The organism is Arthrobacter sp. 05L428 (assembly GCF_056397665.1).
In genome coordinates, this window is record NZ_JBFTNW010000001.1 from 736,267 (window position 1) to 750,254 (window position 13,988).

Below are 13,988 nucleotides of genomic sequence, written 5' to 3' on the forward strand. Positions count from 1 at the left end.
GGGGCCGGGCAGCGGTTGGCGGGGGAGCGGGCTAGAAGAACCGCAGCGTGTAGCTGGTGCTGGGGAGGTCGTGGGCCATCCAGTACTCTTCCGAACGGACGGGCGGGTTGTGGCCCAGACCGTCTTTGCGGAGAGCCCGGAGGGTGGCTGCGACGGCGGCGAGGATCAGGACGATGAGGGCGATTCCGATGAGTTCCATACCTCCATGGTTCTCCGGTGGGGGATGCAAAAAAAGTGGCAGAAATGCCCAAAAGGCTATAATTTCTGCCACACTGGAGACATGATCAATTCAGTGGCGATGATCGTGGTTCCCAACTTCTCGGTCTTCGAGTTCGGCACCGCATTCGAGGTGTTCGGCGTCGACAGATCGGACCGCGGCACCGGCGTGCCGGCCTTCGACTTCCGGGTCTGCACTCCGGAGCCCGGCGACGTTCCCATGAAGTCAGGCCTGTCGATGCACGTGCCGCTCGGGCTGGAGGCCGCCGCGGACGCGGACCTGGTCATCATGACCCCGTTCGGCAAGGACTCCGATGTCCCCGAGTCCGTGCTGGAGGCGCTGCGGGCGGCGCACGCGCGGGGAGCCTGGGTCATGTCGATCTGCTCCGGCGCCTTCGCCCTGGCCCGGGCAGGGCTGCTGGACGGGCGCCGCTGCACCACGCACTGGCACTACTCGCAGGAGCTCGCCAGCCGTTACCCAGCCGCGCTGGTTGATGAAAACGTGCTCTATGTAGAGGACGGGCGGATCATCACGAGCGCCGGCACGGCCGCCGGCATCGATGCCAGCCTGCACCTGGTCCGGGTGGAGCTGGGCGCCAACGTGGCCGCGAGTATCGCCCGGGACATGGTGGTTCCGCCCCACCGCGACGGCGGCCAGGCCCAGTTCATCGACCGGCCCATGCCCAGGTGCGGCTCGCAGCCGATGGAGGAGTTGCTGCGGTGGATGGTCCGGAACCTGGACGAGGAGCACTCCGTCAACGAGCTGGCCGCCCGCGTGCACATGTCGCCGCGGACCTTTGCGCGGCGGTTCCGGGCCGAGACCGGCGCGACCCCCGCGGCTTGGCTGAATTCGCAGCGGGTGCTGCGGGCGCAGGAGCTGCTCGAGACCACGGATCTGAACATCGACGAGATCGCCCGGGAGGCCGGGTTCGGCCACTCGGTGCTGCTGCGGCACCACTTCGCCAAGGTGCTGGACACCAGCCCGCAGTCCTACCGGCGGACGTTCCGCGGGCACCTGGCGGCGGTCTAACCGGGCTGCCCGTCCGGGCGGTCCCGGGTCTCGGCACCGCCCGACGCCGGTTCCGGCTGAGCCAGCGACTCCGCGGCGGCGCGCATGCTGTCCACCAGGGTCCGCCAGGGTCCGACGAGGTCCCGCTCCGGCAGGGTGGCGCGGCGCTGGCCGGCCCGGATCCGGTAGACGAAGCGGTCCGGCTGGGGAATTCCGCCGGACTCGGCTGCTGCCGGGCCGGGCAGGTCGTCCCAGGGGCAGGCCTCGATCAAGGGCTGCCACTGGTCCCGGTCATCCGGCGTCACCGCCTGCACACTCCAGACGCGCTCCATCCCGGCAACGCCACCGCTGCGCTGGACGGTTATCTTCACTGGCTTGACTCCACTGGGTGATCCTTAGGCAGGCGCTGGTTACAGCCTCACTTTGACAGTTTCCCATGCCCGCCGGACGGCGTCATGCTCCGCCGACTCGGCACCGTACAGCTCCTTCGCGGATGCCGCGGTGGCCTTCGCGAAAGCCCCGAAGGTCGCGGCCGCGGGCAGGGAGCCTCCGGTCAGGGTGTCGTACCAGATGCGTCCGGGAGTTTCCCACGCATTACCGCCCAGGGCCGTCGCGACCAGGTAGAAGGCCCGGTTGGGGATGCCCGAGTTCAGGTGCACTCCGCCGTTGTCCGCGCTGGTGTGGACATAGGAGTCCATCGAGTCCGGTTGCGGATCCTTGCCCAGCACATCGTCGTCGTAGGCGGTGCCCGGGGCCTTCATGGAGCGCAGCGCCGTTCCCTGCACTTGGTCGGTGAAGAGGCCTTCGCCGATCAGCCAGCTCGCCTCGGTTGCGGACTGCTGCTTCACGTACTGCTCCACGAGGGCGCCGAAGACGTCCGAGAGCGATTCGTTGAGGGCTCCCGCCTGGTTCCGGTAGGCGAGCCCGGCGGTGTACTGGGTGACGCCGTGCGCCAGCTCGTGGCCGATCACGCTCAAGGAGGCCGTGAAGCGGTTGAAGACCTGGCCGTCGCCGTCGCCGAAGACCATCTGCTTGCCGTCCCAAAACGCGTTGTCGTAGCGCTGGCCGAAGTGCACCGTGGCATCCAGCGGCAGGCCGTTGCCGTCAATCGAGTTGCGGCCGAATGCCTCGGCGTAGAGCCGGTGCGTGTGGCCCAGGCCGTCATATGCCTCGTCCGCCGCCGGGTCGCCGGTGACGGGTTCGCCTTCCTTGCGCACCAGAACACCGGGCAGGTTCTCCGAGGCTTTCGCGTCGTATACGGTCCGCTGCGGCGGCCCGGGCGTGAGCTGCCGCAGTCCCGGGGGTGCCGCGGGCACCGGCGCCGCGCGGGATGCCTGGAAGCTCTTGACGTGCTGCAGGGCTTCTTTGGCGGCACGGGCTGCGATCAGCAGCCGTGGTTCATGATGCTGCGCTGCCAGCCGACGCAACATGTAGGGAGGGATGATGGAGCAGTACATGTGAGACCCCTTTGCTTCTGCCGATGCGAACAGCCTACGAGGGGCCACCGACATTTGGCAGGGCCGGACGCGGCGATCTTCCCCTCCGGGGTCCGCTGGATGGTCCGCGTCCGGCTGCCCGTTGGATACGGTAGGCCAATGGCGCAAACGGAGAAGAAAAAGAAACCCGGCTCGACCCTGCTGACGGTCATCATCGCCTTCGTGGCCAATATCCTTGTGGCTGCGGCGAAGTCGGTGGCCGCCGTACTCACCGGATCGGCCTCCATGACCGCCGAGGCGGCCCACTCCTGGGCGGATACCGGAAACCAGGTGTTCCTGTTCTTCGCGGAACGGCGCTCGGCCAGGCCGCGGGACAAGAGCCACCCCATGGGTTACGGACGGGAAGCCTACGTCTGGTCGATGTTTGCGGCGTTCGGGCTGTTCACTGCGGGTGCCGTGGTGTCCATCATGCACGGCATCCAGCAGATCATTGCGCCGGAGCCGGCAGCCGACTTCGCAGTGGCCTACGTGGTCCTGGCCGTCGCTTTCGTCTTCGAGGGAATCTCCTTCATCCAGGCGTTCCGGCAGACCCGGAAGGCGGCGCACGAACTGGAACGGCACACCCTCGAGCAGGTCCTGATCAGCTCCGATCCCACCCTGCGGGCCGTCTTCGCCGAGGACGCCGCAGCACTCGTCGGCCTGGTCGTGGCCTTTGCCGGCGTGTTCTTGCACCAGGTCACGGGCTCGCCGCTGCCGGACGCGATCGGTTCGATCATCGTCGGTGTGCTGCTGGCCGTCGTCGCCGTCGTGCTGATCGACCGCAACCGTCGTTTCCTGGTGGGCCAGGGCGTTACCCCGGACATCGAACAGTCCATGGCCCGCCGGGTGCTGGAGCACCGGGACATCGCCCGGCTCACGTACCTGCACCTGGAATTTGTCGGCCCGCGCCGGCTCTACCTGGTCGCGGCAGTGGACCTGCAGGGCGACCACCCGGAACACGAAGTGGCGGTGGCGCTGCGCCGGATAGAGCGCGAACTGGAGGACCACGAAACGGTGGAGGAAGCCGTGCTCACCTTGTCCACTCCGGACGAAGCCGCCCTGGACTTCGACGCCGGACAAAGCCGAGCCGGCGCCTGACCCGCGGCTAAAGCCGGACCAACTGCCCTTGTCCTGCGCGGGGCCGGCGGATACTGTGACCTCGACCGCCGGCAGCGCCGCCGGCGTTCCACCGCCGATCAGGAGGATGCCTTGAAGTTTGATCCGAACACCACCGCCCTTGTGCTCATCGAGTACCAGAACGACTTCACCTCCGACGGCGGCGGGCTGCATGACGCCGTCCGGCCGGTCATGGAAAAGACGGACATGCTCGCCAACACGGCCCGGGCTGTAGAGGCAGCCCGCACGGCCGGCGTCACTGTCATGCATGCTCCCATCACGTTTGCCGAGGGCTATAACGAACTCGGCAAGCATCCGTACGGGATCCTCAAGGGGGTCGTGGACGGCGGCGTCTTCGTGAAGGGAACCTGGGGCGCGGCCATCATTGACGAGTTGGCGCCGGCAGAGGGCGACATCGTGATTGAAGGCAAGCGGGGCCTGGACACCTTTGCCAGCACCAACCTGGACTTCATCCTGCGCAGCAAGGGCATCACCACCATCGCCCTGGGCGGTTTCCTGACTAACTGCTGCGTCGAATCAACCATGCGCAGCGGCTACGAGAACGGGTACCAGGTCGTGACGCTGAGCGACTGCGTCGCTGCAACATCCGTTGAGGAACACGACAACGCGATCGCGTACGACTACCCGATGTTCTCCACCCCGATGACGGCCGAGGAATTTTCCAGCGGGCTGTCCTGAGCTTTGCCGATGAACGCAAAAACCCCGCCGTTTCGCTGAAACGGCGGGGTTTTGTCTGTGCCCTCGATTGGAATCGAACCAACGACCTTCTGCTCCGGAGGCAGACGCTCTATCCCCTGAGCTACGAGGGCAATCAGGGATCCTGCCGTTTCCGGCGGGACGTCCTAGAGCTTAGCAGGAAGGTGGGCTCCAATGGAAAATCGCCGGGCCGGGAAAGCCGGCAACCTGCCCGGGAACCCGGCAGGCCAAGATGACGGCCGCAAAATTCCGCGGGACCGCGGGCCACCGGTAGGCTGGAACTGTGACCCCAGAAGAACTCTCCCTCGCCATATCCGCCTGCCTGAAGGACGCCGTCACCGCCGGTGAAATCGCCCTTGCCGCCGCCGACATTCCGGACTCGGTGCGCGTGGAGCGGCCCAAGAACAGGGACCACGGCGACTGGGCCACCAACATCGCCCTTCAGCTGGCAAAGACGGCCGGCACCAACCCGCGCCAGCTCGCCGGGCTGCTGAGCGCCCGGCTGGCGTCAATCGAGGGAGTCTCCGCCGTCGACATCGCCGGACCGGGGTTCCTGAACATCACCGTCGACGCTGCCGCCGCCGGTGCCCTCGCCAAGGCCATTGTCGAGGCGGGCCCCGCGTACGGCACGAATACGGCGCTCGCGGGCCGCACGGTCAACATGGAGTTCGTCTCGGCCAACCCCACCGGCCCGCTGCACATCGGCCACACCCGCTGGGCCGCCCTGGGCGACTCGATCGCCCGCGTCCTGCGGGCCTCCGGAGCGGATGTCACCGCGGAGTACTACATCAACGACGCCGGCTCGCAGATGGACGTTTTCGCGCACTCGGTGCTGTCCCGGCTGCACGGGCGCGGCGTTCCGGAGGGCGGCTACCCGGGCGAGTACATCGCCGACCTCGGCCACGAGGTCCTGACGCAGCACCCGGACATCCGCGAACTCACCGACGTCGCCGCGCTGCCGGTGATCCGCGGCGCCGCCTACAAGGCGCAGCTGCACGACATCCAGCAGACCCTCGCGGAGTTCGGCGTCGAGTTCGACGTCTTCTTCTCCGAGCAGGAGCTGCACGACGCCGGCGCCATCGCGGACGCCGTCGCCCGCCTGCGGGAACAAGGCCACGTCTACGACGACGGCGGCGCGGTCTGGCTGCGCACTACGGACTTCGGCGACGACAAGGACCGGGTGATGATCCGCGCGAACGGCGAGCCGACGTACTTCGCCGCCGACGCGGCGTACTACCTGTCCAAGAAGGACCGCGGCTTCACCGAGAAGATCTACCTGCTCGGCGCTGACCACCACGGCTACATCAACCGGCTCAAGGCGATCGCGGCCGCGGCCGGCGACGATCCCGAGGTCAACATCGAGGTGCTGATCGGCCAGCTCGTCTCCGTCAACGGCGCCAAGCTGTCCAAGCGGGCCGGCAACATCATCGAGCTCAAGGACCTGATCTCCTGGCTGGGCAAGGACGCCGTCCGATACTCCCTGGCGCGCTTCCCGGCCGATTCTCCGCTGACCCTGGACCCGGAACTGCTCAAGAAGCACAGCAACGAGAACCCGGTCTTCTACGTCCAGTACGCCCACGCCCGCTCCCGTGGCGCCGCGCGCAACGCCGTAGCCGCCGGTGTCGAGCGCCGGGTGGAGGGCGAAGACGCCTTCGACGCGTCCCTGCTGGACCATGCGACGGAAAACGAGCTGCTCTCGCACCTCGGCAGCTACCCCTCGATCGTGGCCAAGGCGGCCGAGCTGCGCGAACCGCACCGCGTCGCCCGCCACCTCGAAGTCATCGCCGGGGCCTACCACCGCTGGTACGACGCCTGCCGTATCGCGCCGCTGGGCGAGGAAGCCATCACCGATTTGAACCGCACCCGGCTGTGGCTCAACGATGCCACCAGCCAGGTGCTCGCCAACGGACTGGAACTGCTGGGCGTCTCGGCGCCGGAACGGATGTGAACGCCATGACCGCGAACCAGAACAACAGCGTTTCAGCTTCCCCGCTGGCCCCGGACTGGCTGGCCGTCCCGGAGAACCTCAACGCCTTGCACAAGCCGATGTGGGCCGCCGGTGTTGAGCGCAACGAGGGTGGCGAACTGGCCATTGACGGCGTCACCGTCAGCGAACTCCAGCGGCAGTTCGGCACGCCGCTGTTCGTGATGAGCGAGACTGACTTCCGGGCCCGCGCCCGGGCTTTCCAGGATGCCTTCAACGAGGCCTTCGCGGACATCTGCGGGGGAGTGGACGTCTACTATGCCGGCAAGTCGTTCCTGTGCACCGCCGTCGTCCGCTGGGTCGAGGAGGAAGGGCTCCGGCTGGACACCGCCTCCGGCGGTGAGCTCGCCGTGGCGGCCCGCGCCGGCATCCCCGGCGCCGCCGTCGCGCTGCACGGCAACAACAAGTCCGACGGCGAGATCCACCGCGCCCTCGACATGAAGCTGGGCCGGATCGTCATCGACAGCCTCGCCGAACTGGAACGGGTCGCGGCGATCGCGGCGAACCGCGGCGAAACGGCGAAAGTCATGCTGCGGCTGACGCCGGGCGTGCACGCGCACACCCACGAATTCATCGCCACCGCGCATGAAGACCAGAAGTTCGGACTCTCGATGGCCGGGGACTCGACCGACCAGGCCGGGCTGTCCGCCGCGGAGGAAGCAGTTGCGGCCGCCGCCGGGCATGACAGCATCGAACTGCTGGGCCTGCACTGCCACATCGGCTCGCAGATCTTCGAACCGGACGGCTTCGCCCTGGCCGCGGAAAAGTTGCTCGACTTCCTCGCCGCGATGCAGTCCAAGTATTCGATCGTGCTGCCGGAGCTGGACCTGGGCGGCGGCTACGGCATCGCCTACACCCCGGTGGACACGCCGCGGCCGCCGGCGGAAATCGCCCGGGCGATGGCCGCCGTCGTCCGCGCCAAGGTGGCAGAGCTCGGCATCGCCGCACCGCGGATCTCGATCGAGCCCGGACGGGCGATCGTGGGCACCAGCACCTTCACGCTCTACGAGGTGGGCACCCTGAAGACCGTCCGGGTGGATGCGCCGGAAAACGGCGCAGAAAACGTTACGTACCCGCGCCGCTATGTGTCGGTCGACGGCGGCATGAGCGACAACGCCCGCCCGGTGCTCTACGACGCGGATTATTCGGCGGTTCTGGCGTCCCGCAGCTCCGACGCGGACCCGCAGCTGTCCCGAGTGGTGGGCAAACATTGCGAGAGCGGCGACATAGTTGTTAGAGATGTATATCTGCCCGAGGACGTGGCAGCCGGTGATCTGCTCGCTGTACCGGGGACCGGCGCCTACTGCTGGGCCCTGTCAAGCAACTACAACTATCTGGCCCGGCCGGGCGTTGTCGCGGTACGCGATGGATCAGTCCGGCTCATTGTCCGCGGCGAAACCGAACAAGATCTGCTGAACCGCGACATGGGAGTCTGAATGACGGAATTGCGAACCCTGAAAGTGGCCCTGCTGGGCTGTGGCAACGTCGGGGCCCAGGTTGCGCGGATTCTCATTGACGACGCCGACACGCTGGCGTCCCGCACCGGGGCCCGCCTCGAACTGAGCGGCATCGCCGTGCGCAACCTCGACGCCCGGCGCGACGTCGAACTGCCCCACCAGCTCTTCACCACCGACGCCGACGCGCTGGTCAAGGACGCCGACCTGGTAATCGAACTGATGGGCGGGATCGAGCCGGCACGGAGCCTGATCCTTACCGCGATCCGGCACGGCGCGTCCGTCGTGACCGGCAACAAGGCCCTGCTCGCCCAGGATGGCCCGACCCTCTACGAGGAGGCGGACAAGGCCGGCGTTCAGCTCTCCTACGAGGCCGCCGTCGCCGGGGCCATCCCGATCCTGCGCCCGATCCGGGACAGCCTCTCCGGCGACCGGATCACCCGGGTGCTGGGCATCGTCAACGGCACCACCAACTTCATTCTGGACCAGATGGACACCACGGGCGCGCAGTTCGCCGACGCCCTCGCCGAGGCCCAGCGGCTGGGGTACGCCGAAGCGGACCCCACCGCCGACGTCGAGGGCCTTGACGCCGCCTCGAAGGCCGCGATACTCGCCTCGCTCTCCTTCCACACGCGGTTCGCGCTCGAGGACGTCTACTGCGAGGGCATCAGCTCCGTCACGGCCGCGGACATCGCCGCGGCCAAGGACGCCGGCTTCGTGATCAAGCTGCTGGCGATCGCAGAGAAGCTCACCGATCCCGAGGGCAAGGAGGGCGTGTCCGTCCGGGTCCACCCCACGCTGCTGCCGCGCGAGCACCCGCTGGCGGCCGTGCACGGCGCGTTCAACGCCGTCTTCATCGAGGCGGAGAACGCCGGCGAGCTGATGTTCTACGGCCAGGGCGCCGGCGGCACCCCGACGGCGTCGGCCGTGCTGGGAGACCTCGTCTCGGCGGCCCGCCGGATCGTCCTGGGCGGTCCGGGACGCACCGAAACCACCACCGGCCACGTCCCCGCGCTGCCGATCGACGCGGCCATCACCAGCTACTACATCGGCCTCGACGTGGCGGACCAGCCCGGTGTCCTGGCCCGGATCGCGCAGCTCTTCGCCGAACACGGCGTGTCCATCGAAATCATGCGTCAGACCATCCACCGCGACTCGGCCTCCAAATCGGAGTCGGCGGAGCTGCGGATCGTCACGCACCGTGCGAGCGAAGCCGCACTGGCAGCAACCGTCGAGGCCGTCAAGGGCCTGGACGTCATCAATTCCGTCACATCCGTACTGCGGGTAGAAGGGGTCTAAGTGGCTCACCAATGGCGCGGAGTCATCCGCGAATACGCCGAACGCCTGCCCGTCACCGAGGCCACCAAGGTCATCACCCTGGGTGAGGGCGGCACCCCGCTGGTGCACGCGCAGAAGCTCTCCGAGCTCACCGGCTGCACCGTCTACCTCAAGGTCGAGGGCATGAACCCGACCGGATCCTTCAAGGACCGCGGGATGACCATGGCCATGACGGCGGCGGTCGCCTCCGGTGCCAAGGCCGTAGTCTGCGCCTCCACCGGCAACACCTCCGCCTCGGCCGCGGCCTACGCGACGTCGGCCGGACTGCAGTGCGCCGTGCTGGTGCCCGAGGGCAAGATCTCGATGGGCAAGCTCAGCCAGGCGATCGCGCACGGCGCCACCCTGCTGCAGGTGGACGGCAACTTTGACGACTGCCTGGACATCGCCCGCAAGCTGGGGGAGTCCTACCCCGTGTTCCTGGTCAACTCGGTCAACCCGGCCCGGATCGAGGGCCAGAAGACCGGCGCCTTCGAGGTCGTCGACGCGCTCGGCGACGCCCCGGACATCCACGTGCTCCCGGTCGGCAACGCCGGCAACATCAGCGCCTACTGGAAGGGCTACAAGGAGTACGCAGCGCCCTACGACTCCGCCACCGCCGGCACCCTAACCGCAGTCGCCACGAAGACGCCGGTGATGTGGGGCTTCCAGGCCGCCGGTGCCGCCCCATTCGTCGCCGGCCACCCCATCACGGAGCCGGACACCATCGCCACCGCCATCCGGATCGGCAACCCCGCGTCCTGGGACACCGCCGTCGCCGCCCGGGACGAATCCGGCGGTGTGATCGAGGCCGTCACCGACGAGGAAATCCTCTCCGCGCACCGCTGGCTCTCCGCCCGCGAGGGCGTGTTCGTCGAACCCGGCTCCGCCGCCGGCGTCGCCGGCCTGATCAAGAAGCACGCCGCGGGCGAGGTTCCGGAGGGCAAGACCATCGTCATCACGGTCACCGGCCACGGCCTCAAGGACCCGCAGTGGGCCTTGCGCACCGAGGACGGCAGCGACGTGCAGCCGGTCAAGGTCGCCAACGACGTCGTTACGGTGGCCGCCGAACTGGGACTGGAAGAAAAATAGCCTTGGAAACCACCCTCACTGTCCCGGCCGAATCTCCCGCCGACATTCCGGCGGTTCCGGCCGGGCAAGTAGTCACCGTCCGGGTCCCGGCCACCAGCGCCAATCTCGGCCCGGGCTACGACAGCCTGGGCCTGGCCCTGTCGCTGCACGACACGCTGACGGTGGAGACCCTCGAGAGCGGCGAGCTTGAATTCGAGCTCAGCGGCGAGGGCGCGGATACCCTGCCCCGCGATGCGAGCCATCTGGTGGCCAAGGCCCTCACGGAAGCGCTGCACCTGCTGGGCTTCCGCCACGAGGGGTTGCGGATCACCGCGGACAACGTCAACCCGCACGGCCGCGGCCTCGGATCCTCGGCCGCCGCCGTGGTTGCCGCCGCCAGCGCCGCGAACGCCCTCGTCCCGGCGGCCTCGCGGCGCGGCAAGGATTGGATCCTGCAATTCACCAGCCGGCTGGAGGGCCATCCGGACAACGTCGCACCCGCCATTTTCGGCGGACTGGCGCTGTCCTGGCAGGACAGTGACCAGTACAGCAGCACCTGCGCGACGGTCGACGCCGGCATTGTCCCGGTCGTCGCGGTGCCGGACTTCGAGCTCTCCACCGAGGCCGCCCGGGCGCTGCTTCCGGCCTCCGTGGGGCACCACGCCGCCGCGATGAACTCGGGCCGCGCCGCCCTCCTGATCCACGCGCTGACGCAGAAGCCTGAATTCCTGCTGCCCGGCACCGAGGACTACCTGCACCAGAGCTATCGGGCGCAGGCCATGCGGCCCAGCGCGGAACTGATCGCTGCGCTGCGGCGCGCCGGCCATGCCGCCGTCGTCTCCGGCGCGGGACCCACCGTGCTGGTCCTGGCCGCGGGGGAAGAGGAAGCGGCCGACGTCGTCGAGTTCATCGGAGCTTTCACCGCGGACAACACGCCGGAGGTCGCCTGGCGTGTGATGAAGCTGGCTGTAGACACTGAGGGTGCTAAAGTGGAAGTGCACCGGCGGTAATCACGCAAGCTTTTTATAAGACCGCGATGTTGGCCAAGTTGCCCTCTCTCATCTTTCACTGCGCAATATTTTCCGGTGCCACCTGCTTTCGGTCTGACGCAGGAAGCTGCAGAATTCCTCTGTACCCCTGAAGTGTCAGCCGGCCGTTCCTCAATTTCGGGGCGTGTCTTGGTGTAGCAGTAACCGGCCCTGCCGGCCGAAATCCAACCGGCAAGGCCGAAATCCCGGCTGCAGATCTGAACTGCAGCCCAGATCAAATCACCGCGTCCAGCTCCTAGCCTGGACGCCGTCGAGGGGGAAGGATCCTTCGTGACCGAAACCACTGAGCTGTCTTCAGCTGTGGAAACATCATCTTCTGCTGCCGCAACGGCAGCACCCGCCAAGAGCAGCGGCCTCGCCGGCCTGAAGCTCGCCCAGCTCCAGGCCCTGGCCAGCCAGCTGGGGATCTCCGGCGGCTCCCGGATGCGCAAGGGTGATCTGGTGACCGCCATTTCCGCCCACCGTGCCGGTACCCCGGTCAGCAAGGCACCCGAACGCGCCGCCGAAAAGGCGAGCGACAACGGCTCTGTTGCCCACGCCTCTGCCCCGGCCGTGGCTCCCGCAACTGACGGAGCCGAGGCTCCGGCCCAGGAAAACCCGCGGGCCCGGACCCGGGGCCGCAGCCGCCGCGCAGGCAGCGACGGCGTCATCACCACCCCTGCTGCTGAGGCACCCGCCGCCGCGGTAGAGGCGCAGTCCGCCGCTGCCCCGGTGCAGGCACCGTCCGCCCCGGCAGAGCAGGGCACTGAAGGCAGCGACCGCACCCGCCAGCCGCGGACCCGCAACCGCCGCCGCGGCGAGGCAGCAGCCCAGGCCACCGGCCAGGGCGAAGCCCAGCCGGCAGCAGCCGTGGAAGCCCCGGCCGAGCAGGCCTCGGTCGAACAGCGCCAGGAACGCCAGGCCGAACAGGGCAGCGACGACGGCCAGCGCCGCGACAACACCCGCGGCCGTGGCAACCGTGAGGACAACACCCGCGACAACACGTCCGGCACCCGCGACAACACCCGCGACAACACTCGCGACAACGACGATTCCGACGGCGGCAGCCGCCGCAACCGCCGTAACCGTCGTGACCGCAACGATCGCAACGATCGCAACGACCGCTCCGGCGGCCAGGACAACCGCGACAACAACCCGCGCAACGACCGTTTCCGCGACCGCAACGAACGCCGCCGCGGCCGTTCCCAGGGACCCGACGTCGACGACGTCGAGGTCACCGAAGACGACGTCCTGCTGCCCGTCGCCGGCATCCTGGATGTGCTGGAGAACTACGCGTTCATCCGCACCTCCGGCTACTTGCCGGGTCCGAACGACGTCTACGTCTCGCTCGCCCAGGTCAAGAAGTACAACCTGCGCAAGGGCGACGCCGTCGTCGGCGCCATCCGCGCCCCGCGTGAAGGCGAAGACCGCAGCAACCAGCAGTCGGCCCGCCAGAAGTTCAACGCGCTGGTCCGCGTCACCTCGGTCAACGGCAAGACCCCCGAGGAACTTAAGGACCGCGTCGAATTCGCCAAGCTCGTCCCGCTGTACCCCTCCGAGCGCCTGCGCCTCGAGACGGACCCCAAGAAGATCGGCCCCCGCGTCATCGACCTGGTCGCCCCGATCGGCAAGGGCCAGCGTGGCCTGATCGTCTCGCCGCCGAAGGCCGGCAAGACGCTCATCCTGCAGTCCATCGCCAACGCCATCACCACCAACAATCCTGAGGTCCACCTCATGATGGTGCTCGTTGACGAACGCCCCGAAGAAGTCACCGACATGCAGCGCACGGTCAAGGGTGAGGTCATTGCCTCCACCTTCGACCGCCCCGCCGATGACCACACGACCGTGGCCGAACTTTCCATCGAGCGTGCCAAGCGCCTCGTGGAAATGGGCATGGACGTTGTGGTCCTGCTGGACTCTATGACCCGACTGGGCCGCGCCTACAACCTGGCCGCGCCCGCCTCCGGCCGCATCCTGTCCGGCGGTGTCGACTCCGCCGCGCTGTACCCGCCGAAGCGCTTCTTCGGTGCAGCCCGCAACATCGAAAACGGCGGCTCGCTCACCATCCTGGCCACCGCGCTCGTCGAGACCGGGTCCAAGATGGACGAGGTCATCTTCGAAGAGTTCAAGGGCACGGGCAACATGGAACTGCGCCTGTCCCGCCAGCTCGCGGACAAGCGCATCTTCCCGGCCGTGGACGTCAACGCGTCCGGTACCCGCCGCGAAGAGAACCTGCTGTCCCCCGAGGAAGTCAAGATCATGTGGAAGCTGCGCCGTGTCCTCTCCGGACTCGAAACGCAGCAGAGCCTTGAGCTGCTGACCAACAAGATCCGGGAGACCCAGAGCAACGTCGAGTTCCTCATGCAGGTGCAGAAGACGACGCTTGGTGCGAAGTCCGATAACGACAAGTAGCTGCATTAACCGCTAGATTCTGGCGGTCCCGCGCGCTAACGCCGCACGGATTTTCCGCCCCCGCCCCTCCGCCGGGTGGCGTTCGATCTACGATCGCACGCCACCCGGCTCCGGCAGGCCCGAAGCCACTCCCGGGGCGGAAAAATCCGTGCGGCTTCGTCGTTAAGTCGCCAGCCGCGGTCCAGTTTTGTT

The 13,988-nt window shown here is 67.9% G+C and carries 12 protein-coding genes and 1 tRNA gene; 9 read left to right on the forward strand and 4 right to left on the reverse strand.

Annotation, left to right across the window (positions count from 1 at the left end; genetic code table 11):
• Positions 1 to 31 precede the first annotated feature (31 nt).
• A complete protein-coding gene (locus tag AC1DH3_RS03460; RefSeq protein ID WP_175322851.1) occupies positions 32 to 199 on the reverse strand; it encodes a hypothetical protein in 168 nt (55 codons plus the stop codon).
• Positions 200 to 280: 81 nt separating this feature from the next.
• On the opposite strand from AC1DH3_RS03460, the gene AC1DH3_RS03465 reads away from it, so the two are divergent.
• Positions 281 to 1,246, forward strand: a complete 966-nt coding sequence (locus AC1DH3_RS03465; protein ID WP_441417336.1) for a GlxA family transcriptional regulator — start codon at positions 281 to 283, stop codon at positions 1,244 to 1,246.
• On the opposite strand, the gene AC1DH3_RS03470 is transcribed toward AC1DH3_RS03465, so the two are convergent.
• A complete protein-coding gene (locus AC1DH3_RS03470; RefSeq protein ID WP_441417337.1) occupies positions 1,243 to 1,596 on the reverse strand; it encodes a protealysin inhibitor emfourin in 354 nt (117 codons plus the stop codon). The genes AC1DH3_RS03465 and AC1DH3_RS03470 overlap by 4 nt on opposite strands.
• A gap of 39 nt (positions 1,597 to 1,635) precedes the next feature.
• A complete protein-coding gene (locus AC1DH3_RS03475; RefSeq protein WP_441417338.1) occupies positions 1,636 to 2,682 on the reverse strand; it encodes a M4 family metallopeptidase in 1,047 nt (348 codons plus the stop codon).
• Between the two features lie 138 nt (positions 2,683 to 2,820).
• Between AC1DH3_RS03475 and AC1DH3_RS03480 the strand changes: the two genes are divergently transcribed.
• Together AC1DH3_RS03480 and AC1DH3_RS03485 are read left to right on the forward strand one after the other, a co-directional pair.
• Positions 2,821 to 3,798 carry a cation diffusion facilitator family transporter gene (locus AC1DH3_RS03480; RefSeq protein WP_441417339.1) on the forward strand — a complete coding sequence of 326 codons (978 nt, stop codon included), beginning with the start codon at positions 2,821 to 2,823 and terminating at the stop codon, positions 3,796 to 3,798.
• Between the two features lie 111 nt (positions 3,799 to 3,909).
• Complete coding sequence (locus AC1DH3_RS03485; RefSeq protein ID WP_441417340.1) at positions 3,910 to 4,515, forward strand: cysteine hydrolase family protein; 606 nt, start codon at positions 3,910 to 3,912, stop codon at positions 4,513 to 4,515.
• Between the two features lie 58 nt (positions 4,516 to 4,573).
• On the opposite strand, the gene AC1DH3_RS03490 is transcribed toward AC1DH3_RS03485, so the two are convergent.
• Positions 4,574 to 4,646: transfer RNA gene (locus AC1DH3_RS03490), tRNA-Arg, on the reverse strand.
• Positions 4,647 to 4,816: 170 nt separating this feature from the next.
• Between AC1DH3_RS03490 and argS the strand changes: the two genes are divergently transcribed.
• The 6 genes from argS (at position 4,817) to rho (ending at position 13,796) form a co-directional block, all read left to right on the forward strand.
• Positions 4,817 to 6,481, forward strand: a complete 1,665-nt coding sequence (gene argS / locus AC1DH3_RS03495; protein ID WP_441417341.1) for an arginine--tRNA ligase — start codon at positions 4,817 to 4,819, stop codon at positions 6,479 to 6,481.
• 5 nt (positions 6,482 to 6,486) lie between these two features.
• Positions 6,487 to 7,953: a diaminopimelate decarboxylase gene (gene lysA, locus AC1DH3_RS03500; RefSeq protein ID WP_476908577.1), complete on the forward strand. Its 1,467-nt coding sequence runs from the start codon at positions 6,487 to 6,489 to the stop codon at positions 7,951 to 7,953.
• On the forward strand, positions 7,954 to 9,270 hold the full coding sequence (locus tag AC1DH3_RS03505; protein ID WP_476908578.1) for a homoserine dehydrogenase: 1,317 nt from the start codon (positions 7,954 to 7,956) through the stop codon (positions 9,268 to 9,270).
• Complete coding sequence (gene thrC / locus AC1DH3_RS03510) at positions 9,271 to 10,377, forward strand: threonine synthase (RefSeq protein ID WP_441417344.1); 1,107 nt, start codon at positions 9,271 to 9,273, stop codon at positions 10,375 to 10,377.
• 2 nt (positions 10,378 to 10,379) lie between these two features.
• A complete protein-coding gene (gene thrB / locus AC1DH3_RS03515) occupies positions 10,380 to 11,366 on the forward strand; it encodes a homoserine kinase (RefSeq protein WP_476908579.1) in 987 nt (328 codons plus the stop codon).
• Between the two features lie 309 nt (positions 11,367 to 11,675).
• A complete protein-coding gene (gene rho / locus AC1DH3_RS03520; RefSeq protein ID WP_476908580.1) occupies positions 11,676 to 13,796 on the forward strand; it encodes a transcription termination factor Rho in 2,121 nt (706 codons plus the stop codon).
• The last annotated feature ends 192 nt before the right edge of the window (positions 13,797 to 13,988 follow it).

Coding starts and splice junctions, on each gene's coding strand:
- AC1DH3_RS03460 (WP_175322851.1), bottom strand. CDS start 199: ATGGAACTCATCGGAATCGCCCTCATCGTCCTGATCCTCGCCGCCGTC.
- AC1DH3_RS03465 (WP_441417336.1), top strand. CDS start 281: ATGATCAATTCAGTGGCGATGATCGTGGTTCCCAACTTCTCGGTCTTC.
- AC1DH3_RS03475 (WP_441417338.1), bottom strand. CDS start 2,682: ATGTACTGCTCCATCATCCCTCCCTACATGTTGCGTCGGCTGGCAGCG.
- AC1DH3_RS03480 (WP_441417339.1), top strand. CDS start 2,821: ATGGCGCAAACGGAGAAGAAAAAGAAACCCGGCTCGACCCTGCTGACG.
- lysA (WP_476908577.1), top strand. CDS start 6,487: ATGACCGCGAACCAGAACAACAGCGTTTCAGCTTCCCCGCTGGCCCCG.
- AC1DH3_RS03505 (WP_476908578.1), top strand. CDS start 7,954: ATGACGGAATTGCGAACCCTGAAAGTGGCCCTGCTGGGCTGTGGCAAC.